Here is an 18,663-nt window from a genome sequence, read left to right as displayed (position 1 = left end):
GCCGGACTTATTTCGAAGACTTTTCCGTGGGCCAGGAGTTCAGGCATCCGCTGACCCGGACGGTCACGGAGATGGACAACACCATGTTCAGCCTGCTGACCCTCAACCCGCAGCCACTGCACATCGACGCGCATTTCTCCGAAAAGACCGAATTCGGCCAGCGCATTTTCAACAGCCTTTACACCCTCGGCATCATGATCGGCATGACGGTCTATGATACGACCTTGGGCACCACAGTCGCCAATCTCGGCATGACTGACGTGACCTTTCCAAAACCGGTCTTCCATGGCGACACGTTGCGGGCGACGACAAAGGTGCTCTCGGTGCGGGAATCCAAATCGCGGCCCAAGGCGGGCATCGTCGAGTTCGAGCATCACGCCTTGAACCAGAACGACGAGATCGTCGGCAAATGCCGCCGCATGGCGCTGATGCACAAGAGGCCGGTCTGATGCGTTCGATGCTGTTCGTGCCGGGCGATTCCCCGCGCAAATTCGAGAAGGCCAGCGAAGGCAATGCCGACGCGCTGATCATCGATCTCGAGGATTCCGTCGTCGCCGAGAAGAAGCCGGAAGCGCGCACCCTCACGCTGGCGATGCTGAAGAGCCGCCCCGGCCCCCATCAGCTCTATGTCCGTGTCAACGCGCTCGACACCGGCATGACGCTGATCGATCTCGCCGCGGTGATACCGGGCAGGCCCGACGGCATCGTGCTGCCGAAATCGCAAGGCGGCGACGACGTGCGGCAGGTCGCGACCTGGCTCGAAGCCTTGGAAGCGGCATCCGGCATTTCGGTCGGCGCGACCCGCATCGTCTGTGTTGCGACGGAAACCGCGAGCTCCATCTTCGGCCTCGGCAGTTACAAGAACTGCTCCCCTCGCCTCGCCGGCCTGATGTGGGGCGCGGAGGATCTTTCGGCGTCACTGGGCGCCACCGAAAAGGCCTCCGGCGGCGTGTTCCACAGCCCCTATCGCCTCGCGCGCGATCTCTGCCTGATGGCGGCGGCTGCAGCCGAAGTCGCACTGATCGACACCGTCTATACCGACATCGACAACCTCGCGGGCCTCGAGCAGGAGACGCGCGCCGCGCGGCGCGACGGGTTTTCGGCGAAGGCGCTGATCCATCCCAAGCATGTCGATGTCGTCAACGCGGCGTTCGAGCCGACCGAGGCCGAGCGCGCCTGGGCGGAGAAGGTGATCGCGGCCTTCGCGAGCAATCCCAATTCCGGCACGCTGCGACTCGACGGCCAGATGATCGACAAGCCGCATCTTCGCGCCGCGAAGACGATCCTCGGCAAATCCTAGGACGCAAACCTCGCCAAGCCGCCAACGTCCTGGAGATCATGGAATTCTTCGCGCAAACGAGGAAGCCGGCGACGCTTGCTGAGATCGCCGATCATTTCGGCTGGCCGCGCTCGTCGACCTTCAACCTGCTCGCGACGCTCTCGGTGAAAGGCTATCTCTACGAACCGCGCCCTCGCGCGGGCTTCTATCCGACGCCGCGGTGGCTGGCGATGGCGCGGATGATCTCCGAGGTCGAGCCGCTGCCACCGTGGACGCATCAGCTGATTGCCGATCTCTCGGCCGAGACCGGCGAGACCGCATCGATCGTGGCGCCGGCTGGCGTGATGGCTGTCTTCATTGACGTCGTCGAGTCCCAGGCGGCGATCCGCTATTTCGCGACCATCGGCCATCGCTGCCGATCCACGCCACCGCGAGCGGCCGCGCGCTGCTGCTGCAATATTCGCAGGAGGAGCGCGACTCGGTCTATCGCAAGATCGAGTTCAAGCAATACGGCCCCTCGACCCCGATCAGCATCGAAGCGGTCGAGACCGAGCTGCGTAACTCGATCGCGCGCGGTTACTGCCAGAGTTTTGCGGACTACAGCCGCGACCTCGCCGGCGCGGCAATCCCGCTGCCGATCGGCGACCGCAGGCTTTCGGTGGTCGTTGCGGGGCCGGAGTTTCGGATTGGGCCAAAGGTGCCGGAAGTGGCCGCGCTGATCGCGCGGACGGTCGACCGGTTGCGGCCGTAGGCCGGGTAGCCCGCTCCACCTCACTGCCGTCTCGACATCGTCATGGCTAGGCGTAGCGTCCCCAGGGACTGCGTTGCTTCCGCTCGCCCATGTCCCGGCCATTCACGCGGCCCAAGACGGTCCGGCGGAACAGCCAATCACTACGCCGGCGACTGCACCGATCGGGCGCGGCACAACAGCGCCGGACACAACTCCGAAGGCCGCAGCGCCAGCGTGCTCCTGTGCAATGCGCTTGCAGCCGCGCGTAGCCGGTACCATGGCGGCAACACTCGAACAATATGGCCGCACAAAATTTGATCGTTGCCAAATAGGGCAACGGCCGCTGGAAAGTAGAATTGGTTCAGCATGACCGCGATTGAACTCGTCACCTTGCGGCAGAAAGGAAATTCAGGACCGTGCAAAAGGCCCTGAGCTTCATTCAGATTCAACGCCCCTTGCGCCAAAAGCACATCAATTCTGCCATTAGTTCCCCATTCGGCAAGGTCGCACATATCTATGACTCGGCCTGATTTGTGAATGCCAGCTGGCGCAGCTGATCAATGCGGCGTTGGCGCAGTTATTTTCCCCGCGATTTGCATCTACGGCCGGAAGAGAACGAGGCACCACAGTGTGCGGCGGAAATGTGTCTTGCGGCTCGATCGCTTTCGAAGGCTCAGATCGCCTCTCAGGCTCCTACTGAACGAACACAGTTGCCTTGTTGAAAGCGCTTTGCATTTTCCCCTAACCAGTCACACGATTTCGGCGGCAAGAGGCCTCACATCGGAGAACCTCTGCTTTACTCATGCCGCAGGAGCGCCCGCTAGTCCTAAGAAAACGAGTGAACAACTGCCTCGTTTTTACTTTAACCTGGAAGACAAGCAGCCCGGCGGGTTCACATTCGAAAACGAGCTGGTCGCCCCCCAACGCAACACGCGGATGCAGGACCAGGAGATAAGGGCGGACCGCATACCCAGAGCCTGGTAAAGAGTTATCAACCGGAGCCAGCACATTCAACTGCGGCTTAGCTCTCGTAAAATTGACTTGCAACTCGATCCATGCCCACCCACACCCCCGGTGGGCTCGTGACCCGCGGCCCAACTGGACGGGCTGCGGTCTCGACCCGAAGCTGCCCGTTAGCGATGTTGTCTTAGATCGCGCAATCTCTCGCAAGGCCGAATGTCAGCCTTCTGAGTGTCTCGCCCTACACTGCACGTCCGAGGGTTACCCCAGCGTACCGAGCCGATCTTCATCAGAGAACGGGCCGGGCGGATTAAAGGGAGCCATTTGTTGGAATGGAGATCGCAAAAGCAGAAAAGCCCCACCCCGATCGCGGAGAACAGGTGGATGAGAGAGATTCGTCTATTCGGCAAGGGCGACACGTTGGCGACCGACATGAGCCGACCGTTGAACGGATCGCCAGCCGCTTGGTGGTGCGTATTTCTGTTCCGAGGCCGGCCCGCTTCGGCAATGGCTTTATGACATGCCATAAGCGCACCCTGATTGCGCCATCCAGGACCCCGAGGAAGCCGGCCGATCGCGTGGAGACAAACCGCCGGCACGCTGTTGCCCTCGCCGGGCTGCCGCGCGCTGGAGAGTTACTCGCACTGTGAGTTCCCGATGAAAGCCACGCCAGATCTCCGCCGCGTCCCGAGCGGCTACGGTTGAAGCGCCGCGGGTCGACAGGTGAGTGCTTTCATGCTCAAGCACGGCTGCCCTCCGTAAGAAGGGCTAGGACGATGCGCTATCTGCGTTCGATCATCTCGCGCTCCCAAAAATGATCGAAGCAGTTCGCATCGCGAGGTGGAACATTGGAGCGCGTCAGCGAAGAGTTCGTCTTGGTCTATTCCTTTGAGCCGCCTTCAAACTTGCGAGGTATCGATCTTGTCGTCGCCCTGAGTGATCTCCCCTGCCCGAAGAAGTTGACGGGTTTAATCAGCTTTTAACTCCCATCCATGCGTAAATGAGAGGTCATCTTCGCGACATTAAACGTGCTTGCTCACGTGCTAGTTCGTCATACATCAAAAGCTCAATCAGATTGTCGGCGATTGCGACATTGCGTTCAATGCTTGCGGCACTCTCATCAATCGCGAGGCGACATCGGAGCTTTCTTGTTGCATTTATCGCAGCATGCATCGAGTGATCTCCCCAGATAATCGCAGATAATGGAACACTTAGAGAAGCAAAGAGCGTCATTCGATCATCTTTTGCTGGAACTACTACAATGGGCAGCGGGCTCCGCCACGCATGCAAGAACGAAACTATCTCGTCCACGGCACCCTTACATGAGTGAAGAAGGATTGCATCGGCACCCGCTTCTGCGCAATTGTGAGCTCGCAGCATCGTTTCCTCCATTCCATACTCGTCGTTCGGTGCTTCAAAGCCCGCCACGAGGACCAAATCATCTTTGACTGCGTCTCTTACTGCACGCACGCGGCTGCAGATTTTATCGACATCTGCTTCACGACATTGCTCGCGTACAAGCTGCCTCGTCTTCAGGCTCGAGCTATCCTCCAGTGCGAGGCCTGCAGCGCCAGAGCGACGCAACTCGTGGGCGATAACTCCCACATTATTCACATTACTAAGACCGACGTCTCCATCAACGAGCACCGGCAGTTCAGTCGAGCCGACGATCCTTTCGATTATGCCCATAACTTGATTCCATGAAGCTTCGCTGGCCTTGCGATATCCGAGGGAGCAGGCTATTGATGTAGCCGATGCCCACAACCCTTCGAAGCCTGTGCGCTCGGCGATCGCGGCGGAGAATCCGTCATGCACCTCCATGAGAAACGAGAGCTCAGCATTCGAGCAGATTTGGACGCGTAGCATATCGGAGATCGAGCGCTTAGTGGAGTGATCAACATTGACGAGGAACGGTTGCGATTGATCCTGTATGCAGATTCCTTGTGCCGCGTTTACCCGACCAACCATTCCTTGCCTCCCTAACCAGCGACTTTACTCGGCCGCTGTTCATCTGATCTTGCCGACGACCGTCAATGGATAGGTGACGCGCTTCGATCATCGAGATCAATTCCTGGAGGTAGTAGTTGACAAAGCGCGGATGATCTACATCTCCCTTTATTAAGTATAGCGGCCATAGTGCCGTCCGCCGGCGATCCTGGGTCATTTCGTCATTGGTCATCTGGCTTCACGTGGGGCCGAGTCGGCTACTCCGACCCATTAGGGCATGCTCATTCAGGTCCATTTACTAACGTGGCGAATCGCTCGTTAATTATAATTACTGTGCACCCCAGTAGATGGACGGCGTCGATCAGCGCGTTGAACGCAAGCCGGAGATCATAGACCCACAGCGCCCGGCTCTTCCATTCTATCGTCCCGCCCTCGTCTGTATCGATCCTGCCGGGCCGACCCGACAAATCAACTTTGATCGAGAGGCGCGCAGTACCCGTTACAAGCTCGTCATATCGCAGATTCAGACCCGCCAAGCACGTATGCGGCGCCTCGGCTGCTGACTTCCTCACAAAGAAAACTAACTTGCCGAATGCAGAGCAGAAAGCTTTCTCGCATCTCCGGAAACTCCTGCGCGATGAGCGAACGTCGGGCCACAAGGCGGTTCTTGGCGCACAACTATGAAGTTGGCAGAGCCGGATGGAGCTAGGCTTCCAACTCACGCGAACGATCGCCAGGAGAATCGTCGCTTCAGCTACTGGCTCGAGCAGTGCTGCGCAGCGACGACGGTGGCTCATGACTTCCTGCTGGTCGTGCGACTTCCTCGCGTTTCCGGCGTTTCGGCGCTGCGAAATGCAGACCTCAAGAAATCACACGTGCCTCCCGGGCGCTCGCCTAGCTCGAGCATGTGAAGCATCAGTCGTGGATGGTTGGTCACGTGCGGCATCTGGACTTTCAAGTTTTAGCTCGCGACGTCAGGCTTGAGCCAATTTGCACTGCTTCGTACATCGACCGAAACGATGCAGACCATAGTTTCAAGGCGACGAGCGACCTTATCGACCGGGCCCCGGTCACCGATCTCAAGGGAAGCCGTAATCCGACATCCGTCCGCTATCATTCGAGCGCTGACAGCACCGATTCGAAGATCATGAACGCGGGTCTGGTCGAGCAGACGGCCGAGCGCAGCATGCATATCGTTCGCCTGGAGCTCAATAATAAACATGCCAGGTCCTTTTCTTTGCACGACCGCGCCAGATTTTCAGAAGCGCCAATCGGCATCCATGCGCTAGACTCTTTTGGCCGTCATTTAGACCTGGACGGTTCCGCCATTGGACCGCTTGCTGGTCGCGACCTCGTGGTTCGACTGACTCCGATTCTCCGAGGCGGCTCTAAAACCAATATGGAAGCGCAGTGTCAAACGTTGGTGGAATACCACGGCAGAGGGTACCGTCGTGATTTCATCAGCAGAAATCTGGCAGCGCAAAGGCACGCATGATCAAGCGACAGTTCGTCGCCTGCTCTGGGCGATCCTCCTCGTCTAATCCGGTGGCCGCACCCCAACGCGGGGTGGCTCGCACACACGCAACGGCCGAAAATATCGGCCACGGTAGTCGAGCCGTGCGCTCGCGCCCACATTGAGATCAGCGGTCCGAACATGATGCTCCCATATTCGAACTTCGGAGCTTTTGGCTTTCACAAAGCATTTGGCCGCTCCTGCTGCTCGTTTCCTGTCGTCTCAATCGGTTTCGTCGTGAGAGCTGTCGAGATAGGCGGAACACGATTGTCGCTTGGACGGTACTCTTAGCCGCCACTGTATTATTGGATCCTCACGCGCCAGCAATCGGCGTGCCAAGAGAAAGCTGTGCGACCGTGCTTTGCGAATTCATGTGCTTCGTTGCGGTCAGGCGGAATACTTGGCTCGCTCGATGTCGCCCTTCTGACACAAGCGGCTTTGATCAGACGCGCCGAACGCGACAAAGCCGATTTAAACGAAAAGGACCCCATCGTTTCGAACCCTTGCGATGGGCTGCTCCTTCGTAAGGCCTGCTTCGGCAAGGCGGTTAGGGTCGGAATCTCGCTCAAGTGCGACGCCTATCGTTCTGAGCTGGCGGAGAAGGGAAGACCTTGCAGGGCTTGCGGCGAACTGCTCGCGCGCGTTGCCGAGAATAAGCTCACTGATCACGCGATCGTACACTGGGTTATTGCGTTCAGCTCGACAACAGCAGCTTGTCGTGAACAAGGACTACTTTGGGCTTTTCGCCGAGCCAGAGTACCCTCTCCGGTATGAACTTGGTTGGCCTGTCTTGGGTGCTGAAGACGCGGGAAACGACAATTTTGTCGTTTCCTTCAACCGACTCGACGAATGTCTCCTTGCGGTCACACCATCGGGAATAGTCCATGGTTTCTGTGGCTGGTACGCAGTTGGCCGTCCCAGTACGATCTACGCATTGTCCTGAACCAGACATTCCCGACATAACGATGCGCGGGCTTGAGTTATAGGCGTTCGATGGGAGCGTCGTCTGCGTATCGACACCATGATGACGGCCGGGAAGTTCCGCGCCATCCATGTGTCGAACGCACAATGCAAGAACAGATTGGCAAGGACGGGACTGATCAGGCCCCCTTGGGGGCGTGACCTGCCACTGCGCATTTCCTCCAGATGGAGTTAGAGTCCGGCCCGAAGTGCAGCGAGACCGAACTTTGGACCAGCCGGAACTAGAGTTTTGCGCCTCTGATACGTTGACGGGCTGGTAGCGCCGACGTGTTTTTGCAGCAAAATCGGCGGTCGATTGCCGATCGCCCCGTGGGGCCGTTCCTCGTTATAGTATCTGCGCCAAGTCTCCACTTTTTCCTAGGCATCCGCAAGGGACAGGAACCAATGGGCATTGAGACATTCAGCCCGAAAGCGCCCATTGAAGGCTTCGATAAAGGCGTTGTCGGTCGGCTTGCCTGGCCGTGAGAAGTCCAGCGTGACACCGCGCTGGTAGGCCCACAAATCGAGGTCGCGCGAGACAAACTCGCTGCCTTGATCGACGCGGATCGTGGCAGGGAATCCCTCTTCATTGCAAAGCCTTTCCAGAACATCCACGACATCGGTGCCGCGGAAGGTGAGCCGCGGCTCCAGCGCCGGCGAGAAGTGAGAGAAGATATCGATGATCGTGAGCACCCGGAGCTTGCCGCCGGTTGCCAGCTGGTCATGGACAAAGTCCATCGCCCAGATCTCATTGACCCGCGTCGCTGGCCGGCGGTCATCGCGCAGCTTGGCCTTGACCCGACGCTTTGGCGATTTGTTACGCAATTGCAGGCTCAGTTCGCGATAGACCGCGCGACGATCTCGTCGGCCAATATATCGGCCACACCGCGCCGAAGACCAAGGAGATCCTGAAGAAGGCGATGGGAGGCGTGCTGTTCATCGACGAGGCCTACTATCTGCACCGGCCAGACAACGAGCGCGACTACGGCCAGGAGGCGATCGAGATATTGCTCCAGGTGATGGAGAACCAGCGCGAGGATCTGGTCGTAATCCTCGCCGGCTATGGCGAGCGGATGACGACCTTCTTCGCCTCCAATCCAGGCTTCCGCTCGCGCATCGCCCACCATATCGAATTTCCTGACTATGCCGAATCCGAGCTGCTCGTCATCGCCGAGCTGATGCTGAAGGAGCGCGGCTATCGGTTCTCGGCAGCGGCACGGGAGGCATTCGAGAAGTACATCGCGCTGCGCCGGAGCCAGCCGTTCTTCTCCAATGCGCGCTCGATCCGCAACGTTGTGGACCGCATCCGCCTGCGGCAGGCCGATCGCCTGGTGTCCGATCTCGATCGCATGCTCGATGTCGCAGATCTCGAAACCGTCGATGCCGCCGATGTGTTGGCGAGCCGCGTCTTCAGCGGCGGGGCCGACGCACGGAGTGCAAAGTATGACCAATGAGATCATCATCGCTCCCTCGATCCTGGCGGCGGATTTCGCCTGCCTCGGCGAGGAGATCGCAGCGATCGACGCAGCCGGTGCCGACTGGATCCATTGTGATGTGATGGACGGACATTTCGTGCCGAACATCAGTTTTGGCGCCGACGTCATCAAAGCGATCCGGCCGGTGACATCGAAAATCTTCGACGTGCACCTGATGATCGCGCCTGTTGATCCGTACCTCGAGGCGTTCGCCAAGGCTGGTGCCGATATCATCACGGTTCATGCCGAAGCAGGTCCGCATCTCGACCGCTCGCTCCAGGCAATCCGCGCCCTTGGCAAGAAAGCCGGCGTCAGCCTGTGCCGGGCGACGCCAGAGAGCGCGATCGAATACGTGCTCGATCGTCTCGACCTCGTGCTGGTGATGACGGTCAATCCAGGCTTCGGCGGCTAGTCCTTCCTCGACTCCCAGATCGGGAAGATCAGGCTGTTCGCAGCATGATTGGCGACCGGCCGATCCGGCTCGAGGTCGATGACGGAGTCACGCGCGACAATGCTGCTGCGGTTGCCGCCGCTGGCGCCGATACGCTCGTCGCGGGTTCGGGTCGACGAGCTTGCGTTTCCGACCAGCCTTCACAGCTTTCGGCGGATCACGTCCTGCAGCATCTCCTTGTCGAGCGATAGGTCCGCCACCAGCTTCTTCAGCTTGGTGTTCTCGTCCTCGAGCTGCTTCAACCGGCGCATCTCGGTCGGCAGCAGTCCGTCGTACTTTTTCTTGCAGTTGAAATAGATCAGCCTGGCTGATCCCGGCTTTGCGGCAGATATCCGCAACCGGGATCCCGTCGTTGCCCTGCTTCAGGATAAACGCCTTCTGGGCGTCCGAACACCTCGAGGCCTTCATCGGTATCCGCTCCTCCCAGCCGAGGGGATTCGGCAGCGAAAACTCTAGCCAAAAATGGTCCAGTTTTCCGGCCTCAGGTCAAAAGAAGGACGGACAGATGAAGCGAGCACGATTCACGAAAGAGCAGATTATTGGTATCCTCCGGCGAAGCTTTCAATTACCCACAAGTTCTCCTCCGACCATGGCGCCCAGCGCGATGTCGGTGAGGCGTGACAGCCCGCGCCACATGACCGTATTGCCGGGCGGCGGATCACTGGCGGGGCGAGATAACCGCCGAGCCGGGCGATCTTGATCAGATAGTGCGAGAGCGTTTTCTGTCTTGTTTTTGGTTTGTCCTTGACGAGGCGATCGAGCATGCCGATTTCAGTAGCAGTCAACACGAAGGTTGGCGGCGCGTCTGGGGCGGAACGGTTGAGCATCGTCATGCAGAAGACCCGCCAACTCAGGATGCAAAGGAGCGAGATCAGATTGGTCAGACGCTGGCCGGTCCTGAGCTTCGAATCCCCCGGCTTTGCAGCTCGATTTGAGGATCTTGTGGAACACCTCGATCTTCCATCTCACATACCATTCGAGTTTCTCAATGGCGTCGGTGCGGGAACCAACAGGCAGGTCGGTGATCAACTTCCAGTCGATCTTCTTTCTGTTTTTCGGCGTCCCGCGCTCTTCGGCATGGATCACCGTCAGGGTCGGAGCGGGATAGCGCTTCTGCTTTCCGATCGGCGGCAGGACGCGAATCTTGCGATACCTGATCTCAAGAATGGCCTGGTCGGGATCGCCGTTGCTGTCCCTGACTTCGATGCGATGGAGCCCTTCGACGGCGACCTCGTCCATTTCGTCGGCGATCGTGTGATCCCCGTCTCCAGGCAAGCGGTCGACGCAGGTCCTGATCAGGAAATGCGTTCCGATCTCCTGTGCTGCGCAGAAAAGCTCGTAGATGTCACTCTCGCGATCACCAACATGGATGCATCGTCCCGGATGATCCAAGAGTTGTGTGGACTGCTTGAGATTTTCCAACCACCGGACACTTTCCTTTTTCTCGATAGGAATCCGGGTCGGATTGATCTTCTTTTTAAGCGCTGCAGTCTCTTTGAATTTCTTCTGAGTCCAGAACTTAACGGCCGCCAACCCCAGCGGCACCCCGTCGATTGTAACCGCGAGGCTCGAATGCATTAGGATGCCGCAAACCGTGTGCGATCTGAGGCGACCTGCCTTATCCCGTCCACTGTTTATGCTCTTGGTGATGCCGATCGCTTCTGACTTCTCGCGTTGATAGCCAAACTCGGTTGTATCGTGCGGCACAAGAACGAGACCTTCAGTGGCGGTGGCACGATCACGTGTCGATTGGAAATGGCCGGCCAGAATGTCCACTTCGCTGACTCGGTTATTAGAGAAGAAGCGGTAGGCTGCCTTGGTATTCGCCCAATCCTGGCAGACGAGCGGAATGCTTTGTCCCATGGCACTTCCAATCTGCTGAGCAGTTTGCGGAATCTGTCGCCGAGGCGCGCGTCCCTAAACCCTCCACTACTCTCTCGATCAATCCAACATTCACCTTCCAAGGACCGCAAACAGCCTTTTGCCGATCGATCCCTTAATGTCAGCCGCATAGAGCACCCCCCGCGAATCAGGTGCTCAGAAAGGAATCAAAAGTGATTCTTTCGATTTAAGATTTCGCCGATAAGCGGATCAGCCCGAGTGGTCAAAGTTATGGATAATTGAAAGATTCACCGGACGGATACGCCTCAGTCGCTGGGATGTATTTAGCCGCTTCCTTGATGACGGACGGCTTTGCATGTCGACGGATGGTGTTGAGAAGCTCTCCCGTCAGTTCATGACAACTTTTTTGGCTTCTCCTTCCAGGCCGCCACCATCCGCTCGTACGCCTGCTCGACGCGTGCGACGTAGCCAGCTTCCCGCTCGCGGAGTTCCTTGATCCAGTAGTCCCGACCCGGGCCAGCCTTGCCATAGGCACGGGGCGCTCCAGCCTTGAGTGCCACCTTCCGGAGTTTCATCGCTGTAAACGCTGGGCGCGCGTGAGCATAATCTTTCCCGGTCGTCAGGATGTGCCAGATCATCACTGCGAGCTTACGTGCCGTTGCGACGGCCGCGACTCCAGGCCCATGCTTCCTCTGAATGCGGTTGAAGAAGGCCCGCAGCGGCCCTGGCGCCGTCTTGGCTGACCAGGCCGCTTCAACCAGCATCTTGCGGGCGTCACGATTACCCTGTTTCGAGATGCGACCATGCCTTGCCGGGTGCTCTCCCGATTGTCGAATCCGACGGGTCAAACCGAAGTAGCTGCTTAGCTTATCCGGTGACGGGAAGCGTGCGATGTCGCCGATCGAAGCCAGCACAGTCGAAGCAACGACCGAACTCACGCCGGGAATCGTCATCAGCTTGAGGGCCCGTGGATCATCCAGAGCCTCTTGCGCCACGACTTTGTCGATCTCCAACAGCTGTTTTGTCACGCGTTCGAGTTCCGCGATCAGACGCTGGAGCATCGCATATTCTTCCGGTGGAAGAGGCAGACTCTCGAGCCAACGTTGCCCGGACTTGCCGAAGAGGTGGCCTTTGTAGGGCGGTATGAGATTGGCATGTAGGATTGCCTTCATGCGTCCCTTAATTCTGACGATCTGCGCCAAGACGCCAGCGCGCTCCGCTATCTGGCGCCGGCGGCCGTAGGTATCCTCGTCGGCAACCCAGACCTCAGGCAAGAAACCGGCAGCATGCAACTTTGCCAGGGTTTCAGCATCGATCTTATCCGTTTTGATCCGCGCATAGGCGATCGCTCGAACAAGCCTCGGGTTGGCGACCGCGACGCGCTTAACATGCGGGCGCAGAAGACGTTCGACCGCCGCGCTGTTGCCCGTCACCTCGATGACCACTTCATCCTCTCGGCTGAGTGTTTTGGCGAACGCGACAAGTCTATCGTGGACAAGATCTACGCGGAGTTGTCGGGTTATCACACCGTCCTCCAGAATAGCGACCTGGGCGAAGGATCGATGGATGTCCATGCCGACGATTCTCATGCTTGGTTCTCCTTTGTTTCGGAGCCAGTGGGGCTTGCACGACATCTACGGATCCGCGCTCACAGCGCAGCCGGGCAAGTCGTAGGGGGCGGCCAAGTAACAACGCGAGCTCGCAGCTCATGGACAGGACGGCCTGCCACCGTTTCATGCTCCAGACGCCTCTATCCCGGCCTTGGTAAGCTAACCCGGAAACGAGGCGTCGACAGCATCATGCCCTTTAACAATGCTGCGGAGCGTGAGCTACGGACGGTCGCCGTGGGCAGAAAAAGATTGGACCTTCGCCGGGTCCGATGAGGGCGGCCGGCGTGCGGCTGCCATCTACAGACTCATCGACCCGCAGGCTTGGCTTGCCGACGTGCTGGCGCGCCTACCGGATCACTCTGCCAAACGCATTGACGACCTGCTGCCTTGGAATTGGCAGCCTCAACGCGTCGCTCACGCCGCTTAAGTGCGATCAGCCTTCCGCCAAAACGGCCTAGCCAAAGGCCTTCGCCGGCTTTCAATTACCCATAACTTTGACCACTCGAGCTGATCCGCTGATCGGCGAAATCTTAAATCGAAAGAATCACTTTTGATTCCTTTCTGAGCACCTGATTCGCGGGGGGTGCTCTATGCGGCTGACATTAAGGGATCGATCGGCAAAAGGCTGTTTGCGGTCCTTGGAAGGTGAATGTTGGATTGATCGAGAGAGTAGTGGAGGGTTTAGGGACGCGCGCCTCGGCGACAGATTCCGCAAACTGCTCAGCAGATTGGAAGTGCCATGGGACAAAGCATTCCGCTCGTCTGCCAGGATTGGGCGAATACCAAGGCAGCCTACCGCTTCTTCTCTAATGACCGGGTCAGCGAAGCGGACATTCTGGCCGGCCATTTCCAATCGACACGTGATCGTGCCGCCGCCACTGACGGTCTTGTTCTTGTGCTGCACGATACAACCGAGTTCAGCTATCAACGTGAGAAGTCAGAAGCGATCGGCATCACCAAGAGCATAAACAGTGGACGGGATAAGGCGGGTCGCCTCAGATCGCACACGGTTTGCGGCATCCTGATGCATTCGAGCCTCGCGGTTACAATCGAGGGGGTGCCGCTGGGGTTGGCGGCCGTTAAGTTCTGGACTCGGAAGAAATTCAAGGGGACGGCAGCGCTTAAAAAGAAGATCAATCCGACCCGGATTCCCATCGAGAAAAAGGAAAGCGTCCGGTGGTTGGAAAATCTCAAGCAGTCTACGCAACTCTTGGATCATCCGGGACGATGCATCCATGTTGGTGATCGCGAGAGTGACATCTACGAGCTTTTCTGCGCAGCACAGGAGATCGGCACTCATTTCCTGATCAGGACCTGCGTCGACCGCTTGGCTGGAGACGGGGATCACACGATCGCCGACGAAATGGGCGAGGTCGCCGTCAAAGGGCTCCATCGCATCGAAGTCAGAGACAGCAACGGCGATCCCGACCAGGCCGTTCTTGAGATCAGGTATCGCAAGATTCGCGTCCTGCCGCCGATCGGAAAGCAGAAGCGCTATCCCGCTCTGACCCTGACAGTGATCCATGCCGAAGAGCGCGGGACGCCGAAAAACAGAAAGAAGATCGATTGGAAGCTGATCACCGACCTGCCTGTTGGTTCCCGCACCGACGTCATTGAGAAGCTCGAATGGTATGGTTTGAGATGGAAGATCGAGGTGTTCCACAAGATCCTCAAATCGGGCTGCAAAGCTGAGGAGTCGAAGCTTAGGACCGCCCAGCGTCTGACCAATCTGATCTCGCTCTTCTGCATCCTGAGTTGGCGGGTCTTCTGGATGACGATGCTCAACCGTTCCGCCCCAGACGCGCCGCCAACCCTCGCGTTGACTGCGACTGAAATCGGCGTGCTCGATCGCCTCGTCAACGACAAACCAAAAGCAAGACAGAAAACGCTCTCGCACTATCTGATCAAGATCGCCCGGCTCGGCGGCTATCTCGCCCGCGCCAGCGATCCGCCGCCCGGCAATACCGTCATGTGGCGCGGGCTGTCACGCCTCACCGACATCGCGCTGGGCGCCATGGTCGGAGGAGAATTTGTGGGTAATTGAAAGCTTCGCCGGATGCGTACGCAGTGCGGTTTCGGCCGTGCTTTATCTTAATCTAAGGTAATCAACTAGCTGAAGCTTCGAACCAGCCCAAGCTTGTCATTGCCAGTGGTCGTCAGTTTCGCCTACGTTCGCTACAATCTGATTGAGACATTGCTAACGTTTGCGTAGCCGATAAGCTCCAATATGATTCCACCCGAGATGTCGGGACAGCATCCGACCGAGTCGTCTTCTTTGAAAAGGTGATCGATCCAACAAACTCCAGACGACGTTATATAGATCCAACGCTCCAACAATTGTTAATCCGGACTCTTCGCAGAGCCGATCCAGAGCAGCCGCGCTTCCGCACTGGCGCGCTGTCCGAGGATCCACGCAAGTACCCGACCACAAACCCGTTTGTACGAGATTTGCAAGCACTGAAAACCAAGCTCGGTTTGGCCGAAACGACCACACGTGGCGGGTCACAGCCATCAATGTGAAGAGACTTAGTGGGTTCGTAGACGATGCAACGAACATGCCGGTCGGCTTTAATAGTGATAGCGAGCGCTGGAGAAAGCGCGAGTGATCCTCCACGTAGGGCATAACTCCAATGGCGGTAATGAGGTCAAAGTGCTCCTCAAAAGGTAATAGATTAGGTGTGCACAACCGGAACCGATGATCCGGAGCATCGAGGAGTCCGCGTGCGCGTTGGATTGCCATTTCGATCTGCACTGCGGACAGATCGGTTCCGTACACGTCAAATCCGTGCATCGCAAGCTCAAAGCAGAGCTGGCCTGCTCCGCAACCGATATCAAGCATTCGCCCTGGCGAGATATGGCCGGAGACGAACTCCGCGACAAGGGCAGTTCGCCGCGCGAAAAAGGAGTTTGGATGGCTAGCCACCCTAGCGAATGCTTCGCCTCCCTTATTCCAGAATTGGATAGGATCGCCCATGTTAGTCTTCTCCTCAAAAAACGAGGCCTTTTTCAAAATTGGCTAACGCAGTTGCAGATTAGAAGCAGGCAGTGACTGCATCGGCCTTGTTCGAATTTCCCTTTGTGACTTGCTGCCTGAAGCAGGAGATTGCCATGTTAAGTGCCTCATTATGGCGCTCATCGAAGCATGGCGGTCTACTCGATCTTCCGGCTCGTAAGCGCTGTGCTTTAGAAAAAACCGACAGAAACGATTCGACGTTCTCCTATCGCGGCGGACATAGCTGCCGAAGCGCCGCGTCCAGCAGGCGGGGACGTTCGTTCATTCCAAAATCCTTTTGACCATACAGTAGAGTAGCGCGGGCATCGTTCCATTCGCTTCCACGAACGGGAACGATACGACACGCCGCACCAACATGTGCCAGTGAGAGTGCAGTGGGCTACTCGATGCGAGAACTGGCGGGGTTTAACAAGCCGACCAGAAGAATGCACCTATCAGGATTCGGGGGGCTAGTGAAATCGACCCGCGAAGCGGGACCGCTTGAACCGGTTTTCCTGACCCTTTCTATCACGGTGCCAGAGACTCTGTCTGCTGCAGTTGCCTTGGACATGGGGGACATTGACGCGTTGACCACATGCCCAAGATCGAGCATCTAGTGAATGTGAGGGCTTGGGCGCGGTGTTGGTCAATCCTACCGACAAGCTTTCGGCCGCGACTAACTACCAACGTTAGTAGATACTCTACATGAAGGACCCGTGTTACCTACCGGTCGCCGTGCCTCGTGCTAGTGGATTGTCATTTCAAAGCGTTCGGCAAGAGGACACCTAGGAGGGAAGACATGATCGTGGCGAGTGAACTGTATCGTGGTGCAGCGCCCTACTACGCGCGGCACGGGCTAACTTATCCAGAAGACTTCTTTCGATCATTGGTCCGGCTTTGCAACCTCTCCAACAGAACTCGTGCCCTCGATTTAGGTGCAGGCACGGGGCAGGTCGCTATTCCCTTGGCGCGCTCGGTTGCGAGCGTGCTTTTCGTCGATCCAAGTGACGAAATGGTTCAGGAGGGAAAACGAGCGGCGGAAGCCGCAGGAGCGAAGAATATAGATTTTGTAGTTTCGAGATCCGAAGACATAGACGAACCAGCGTCCTCATTTGATATCGCAACCGTCGCGGGCTCCTTTCTCTGGATGGATCAAATCAAAGTGCTGGCAAAGCTCGCCCAATTGCTTAACCCGGAAGGGTGCGTTGTGATCACCAATCGCGAGCGGGATGGGTCGGAACCTGGAGAATGGTACGCTGCGATGATGAGCGACATCAAGGAGTTCTGGGGAGGAAGTTTTCCGGCAGGTCCTGGAGCAGTTCGGCCTATAGTGGCTCCCTCTCGAGAAGTGCTTCGCGCCTCCGATTTTAGCGAAATCACAGAACTTCGTCACTATTACGAGCATCACTGGTGCCTTGATGATCTTCTTGGCTACCTCTATTCAAGCTCCTTGGCCGCCCCAGGCACTCTCGGAGCTCGTCATGGCGAGTTTACGACACGTATGCGTCGCTTATTACTGTCCTATTCACCATCTGGTTCCTTTGTGGAACGAGGTCACCATACGACGTTGCTCGGATATAGGCCTTAGCTGTCAATCCGCCCGTTAATTAGGGGGGCTGTCATGGTACCATTCTTTCTCAGTGGCGCGCGGGGAGCAATTACTCCGTCCGAGCTGGTTGCGGAGGCGGAGCGATCGCGGATGGCGAGACGACCGCCTAGGTGTTTAGTCCCGGCATTTGCTGAGCGGGTTGAGTTTGAATCGTTCTGGCTGGGACGTCCAGCATTTGCGTATATATATATTCGTAGGGTGTGAGGCCCTTCAGGGTCTTCAGCCGCCGAGTGTAGTTGTAGGCGGTGATGAAGTCGGCAAGGTGAGCTTCGAGCTAATCGTGTCGATCGTAATAGTAGCGTTGGACGGTCTCGCTTTCTTGATCGTGCGGTTCATGCGCTCGACCTGGCCATTGCTCCAGGGATGCTTGATCTTGATCAGCCGATGTTCGATCCCGTTATCCTGACATCGCATATCGAACATATGCGTCACGTATCTTGCCGTCGGGCCGTCCGCATAGCGCGGCGGGAAGGTGAACTGGATCCCATTGTCGGTGAGAACCGTGTGGATCTTGTAGGGGACAGCCGCAATCAGAGCTTGTAGGAAAGCCGAGGCTGAGGTCCTTCCCGTCTTCCTGACGGTTGCACGAAGGCGAACTTGCTGCTGCGATCGATTGGGACGTAGAGGTAGAGCTTGCCTTCAGCGGTCTGTAGCTCGGCGATGTCGATGTGGAAATAGCCGATCGGATAAGCCTTGAACTTCTTCTTCGAAGGCCGGCTGCCCTCAACCTCCGGCAATCGGCTGATGCCGTGGCGCTGGAGGCAGCGATGCAGGGATGACCGCGTCAGATGCGGGATGGTTGGCTGCAGCGCATAGAGGCAATCGTCGAGTGGCAGCAGCGTATGTCGCCGGAAAGCGACGATGATCGCCTCCTCCTCGATGGAAAGGACTGTCGACTTGGCTTCCTTAGGTCCTGTCAAACGATCGGCGACGGTCTCGCGCTGCTTCCACTTCGCGACAGTTTTCTGATTGATGCCGTAGCGCTTGGCGAGTGCTCTCAGGCTCTCTTGACCATTTTGTATTGCTCGACGGACTGCCTCCGTCCTGGTGGCGCAGCCGTGTAAACTCTGTCCCATAGCGCACCCTTCGAATCGTGCGACAAGGATGCACCATCGAAGCTCGGGACTAAACACCTAGCGGGATTTCGTAAATCGCCCTCGTTAACGGCTTAAGCGTGGTGGGGTTGATGACGCAGCCGGGCTCATGGTGCTTTGCGAGGTCGTGAGCGCCTCAAGATGTGTTCGGATCGAGTGCCTCAACGTGTGTAGCGACGTGCGGAGGGGCCGCCACCAGCC

The 18,663-nt window shown here is 57.7% G+C and carries 11 protein-coding genes and 8 pseudogenes; 10 read left to right on the top strand and 9 right to left on the bottom strand.

Annotation, left to right across the window (positions count from 1 at the left end):
- Window positions 1–26 precede the first annotated feature (26 nt).
- The 3 genes and pseudogenes from MTX21_RS34465 (at window position 27) to MTX21_RS34455 (ending at window position 2,030) form a co-directional block, all read left to right on the top strand.
- Window positions 27–449, top strand: a complete 423-nt coding sequence (locus tag MTX21_RS34465; RefSeq protein ID WP_280968933.1) for a MaoC family dehydratase — start codon at window positions 27–29, stop codon at window positions 447–449.
- A complete protein-coding gene (locus tag MTX21_RS34460) occupies window positions 449–1,300 on the top strand; it encodes a CoA ester lyase (RefSeq protein WP_280968932.1) in 852 nt (283 codons plus the stop codon). Before MTX21_RS34465 ends, MTX21_RS34460 begins: the two co-directional genes overlap by 1 nt.
- Before the next feature lie 38 nt (window positions 1,301–1,338).
- Window positions 1,339–2,030 (top strand): annotated as a pseudogene (locus tag MTX21_RS34455) (helix-turn-helix domain-containing protein).
- Window positions 2,031–2,170: 140 nt separating this feature from the next.
- On the opposite strand, the gene MTX21_RS34450 reads toward MTX21_RS34455, so the two are convergent.
- Together MTX21_RS34450 and MTX21_RS34445 are read right to left on the bottom strand one after the other, a co-directional pair.
- Window positions 2,171–2,521, bottom strand: a complete 351-nt coding sequence (locus tag MTX21_RS34450; protein ID WP_280971198.1) for a hypothetical protein — start codon at window positions 2,519–2,521, stop codon at window positions 2,171–2,173.
- A 1,456-nt stretch (window positions 2,522–3,977) separates the two neighbouring features.
- Complete coding sequence (locus MTX21_RS34445) at window positions 3,978–4,937, bottom strand: isocitrate lyase/phosphoenolpyruvate mutase family protein (RefSeq protein ID WP_280968931.1); 960 nt, start codon at window positions 4,935–4,937, stop codon at window positions 3,978–3,980.
- Window positions 4,938–5,841: 904 nt separating this feature from the next.
- Here MTX21_RS34445 and MTX21_RS34440 point away from each other — a divergent pair.
- A complete protein-coding gene (locus MTX21_RS34440) occupies window positions 5,842–6,411 on the top strand; it encodes a hypothetical protein (protein ID WP_280968930.1) in 570 nt (189 codons plus the stop codon).
- 1,019 nt (window positions 6,412–7,430) lie between these two features.
- Here MTX21_RS34440 and MTX21_RS34435 read toward each other — a convergent pair.
- A pseudogene (locus MTX21_RS34435) lies at window positions 7,431–7,545 on the bottom strand (reverse transcriptase); the annotation flags it as partial.
- Window positions 7,546–7,692: 147 nt separating this feature from the next.
- A pseudogene (locus MTX21_RS34430) lies at window positions 7,693–8,238 on the bottom strand (integrase core domain-containing protein); the annotation flags it as partial.
- Window positions 8,239–8,240: 2 nt separating this feature from the next.
- Here MTX21_RS34430 and MTX21_RS34425 point away from each other — a divergent pair.
- Window positions 8,241–8,843: pseudogene (locus tag MTX21_RS34425) on the top strand (AAA family ATPase); the annotation flags it as partial.
- Window positions 8,833–9,425, top strand: a pseudogene (gene rpe / locus MTX21_RS34420) (ribulose-phosphate 3-epimerase); the annotation flags it as partial. The pseudogenes MTX21_RS34425 and rpe, both read left to right, overlap by 11 nt.
- 36 nt (window positions 9,426–9,461) lie before the next feature.
- On the opposite strand, the pseudogene MTX21_RS34415 reads toward rpe, so the two are convergent.
- The 4 genes and pseudogenes from MTX21_RS34415 to MTX21_RS34400 all read right to left on the bottom strand — a co-directional run.
- A pseudogene (locus tag MTX21_RS34415) lies at window positions 9,462–9,723 on the bottom strand (transposase); the annotation flags it as partial.
- 128 nt (window positions 9,724–9,851) lie between these two features.
- Window positions 9,852–10,079, bottom strand: a complete 228-nt coding sequence (locus tag MTX21_RS34410; protein ID WP_280968929.1) for a hypothetical protein — start codon at window positions 10,077–10,079, stop codon at window positions 9,852–9,854.
- Between the two features lie 7 nt (window positions 10,080–10,086).
- Window positions 10,087–11,178 (bottom strand): IS4 family transposase, encoded by a 1,092-nt coding sequence (locus MTX21_RS34405; RefSeq protein WP_280968928.1) that lies wholly within the window; start codon window positions 11,176–11,178, stop codon window positions 10,087–10,089.
- Between the two features lie 371 nt (window positions 11,179–11,549).
- The gene (locus MTX21_RS34400; RefSeq protein WP_280970885.1) at window positions 11,550–12,731 is read right to left on the bottom strand and encodes an IS110 family transposase; all 1,182 of its coding nucleotides are present in this window, start codon (window positions 12,729–12,731) and stop codon (window positions 11,550–11,552) included.
- Window positions 12,732–12,965: 234 nt separating this feature from the next.
- Here MTX21_RS34400 and MTX21_RS34395 point away from each other — a divergent pair.
- The 4 genes and pseudogenes from MTX21_RS34395 to MTX21_RS34380 form a co-directional block, all read left to right on the top strand.
- Window positions 12,966–13,194, top strand: a pseudogene (locus MTX21_RS34395) (transposase domain-containing protein); the annotation flags it as partial.
- 312 nt (window positions 13,195–13,506) lie between these two features.
- A complete protein-coding gene (locus MTX21_RS34390) occupies window positions 13,507–14,811 on the top strand; it encodes an IS4 family transposase (protein WP_280971332.1) in 1,305 nt (434 codons plus the stop codon).
- A 651-nt stretch (window positions 14,812–15,462) separates the two neighbouring features.
- Window positions 15,463–15,816 (top strand): hypothetical protein, encoded by a 354-nt coding sequence (locus MTX21_RS34385; protein WP_280971331.1) that lies wholly within the window; start codon window positions 15,463–15,465, stop codon window positions 15,814–15,816.
- Window positions 15,817–16,558: 742 nt separating this feature from the next.
- Window positions 16,559–17,347: a class I SAM-dependent methyltransferase gene (locus tag MTX21_RS34380; protein WP_280968926.1), complete on the top strand. Its 789-nt coding sequence runs from the start codon at window positions 16,559–16,561 to the stop codon at window positions 17,345–17,347.
- A gap of 135 nt (window positions 17,348–17,482) precedes the next feature.
- On the opposite strand, the pseudogene MTX21_RS34375 reads toward MTX21_RS34380, so the two are convergent.
- Window positions 17,483–18,444, bottom strand: a pseudogene (locus MTX21_RS34375) (IS481 family transposase).
- Window positions 18,445–18,663: the final 219 nt, after the last annotated feature.

It is taken from the genome of Bradyrhizobium sp. ISRA430 (assembly GCF_029909975.1).
Taxonomy (GTDB): domain Bacteria; phylum Pseudomonadota; class Alphaproteobacteria; order Rhizobiales; family Xanthobacteraceae; genus Bradyrhizobium.
The sequence above is the reverse complement of the archived record's forward strand: the minus strand, read 5'-3'. Positions and strand labels throughout refer to the sequence as shown.

Bases quoted from the DNA above. Each gene is read 5' to 3' on its own strand.
- MTX21_RS34460 (WP_280968932.1), top strand. From the start codon at position 449: ATGCGTTCGATGCTGTTCGTGCCGGGCGATTCCCCGCGCAAATTCGAG.
- MTX21_RS34450 (WP_280971198.1), bottom strand. From the start codon at position 2,521: ATGTGCGACCTTGCCGAATGGGGAACTAATGGCAGAATTGATGTGCTT.
- MTX21_RS34445 (WP_280968931.1), bottom strand. From the start codon at position 4,937: ATGGTTGGTCGGGTAAACGCGGCACAAGGAATCTGCATACAGGATCAA.
- MTX21_RS34440 (WP_280968930.1), top strand. From the start codon at position 5,842: ATGGTTGGTCACGTGCGGCATCTGGACTTTCAAGTTTTAGCTCGCGAC.
- MTX21_RS34410 (WP_280968929.1), bottom strand. From the start codon at position 10,079: ATGCTCGATCGCCTCGTCAAGGACAAACCAAAAACAAGACAGAAAACG.
- MTX21_RS34405 (WP_280968928.1), bottom strand. From the start codon at position 11,178: ATGGGACAAAGCATTCCGCTCGTCTGCCAGGATTGGGCGAATACCAAG.
- MTX21_RS34400 (WP_280970885.1), bottom strand. From the start codon at position 12,731: ATGGACATCCATCGATCCTTCGCCCAGGTCGCTATTCTGGAGGACGGT.
- MTX21_RS34390 (WP_280971332.1), top strand. From the start codon at position 13,507: ATGGGACAAAGCATTCCGCTCGTCTGCCAGGATTGGGCGAATACCAAG.
- MTX21_RS34385 (WP_280971331.1), top strand. From the start codon at position 15,463: ATGATCCGGAGCATCGAGGAGTCCGCGTGCGCGTTGGATTGCCATTTC.
- MTX21_RS34380 (WP_280968926.1), top strand. From the start codon at position 16,559: ATGATCGTGGCGAGTGAACTGTATCGTGGTGCAGCGCCCTACTACGCG.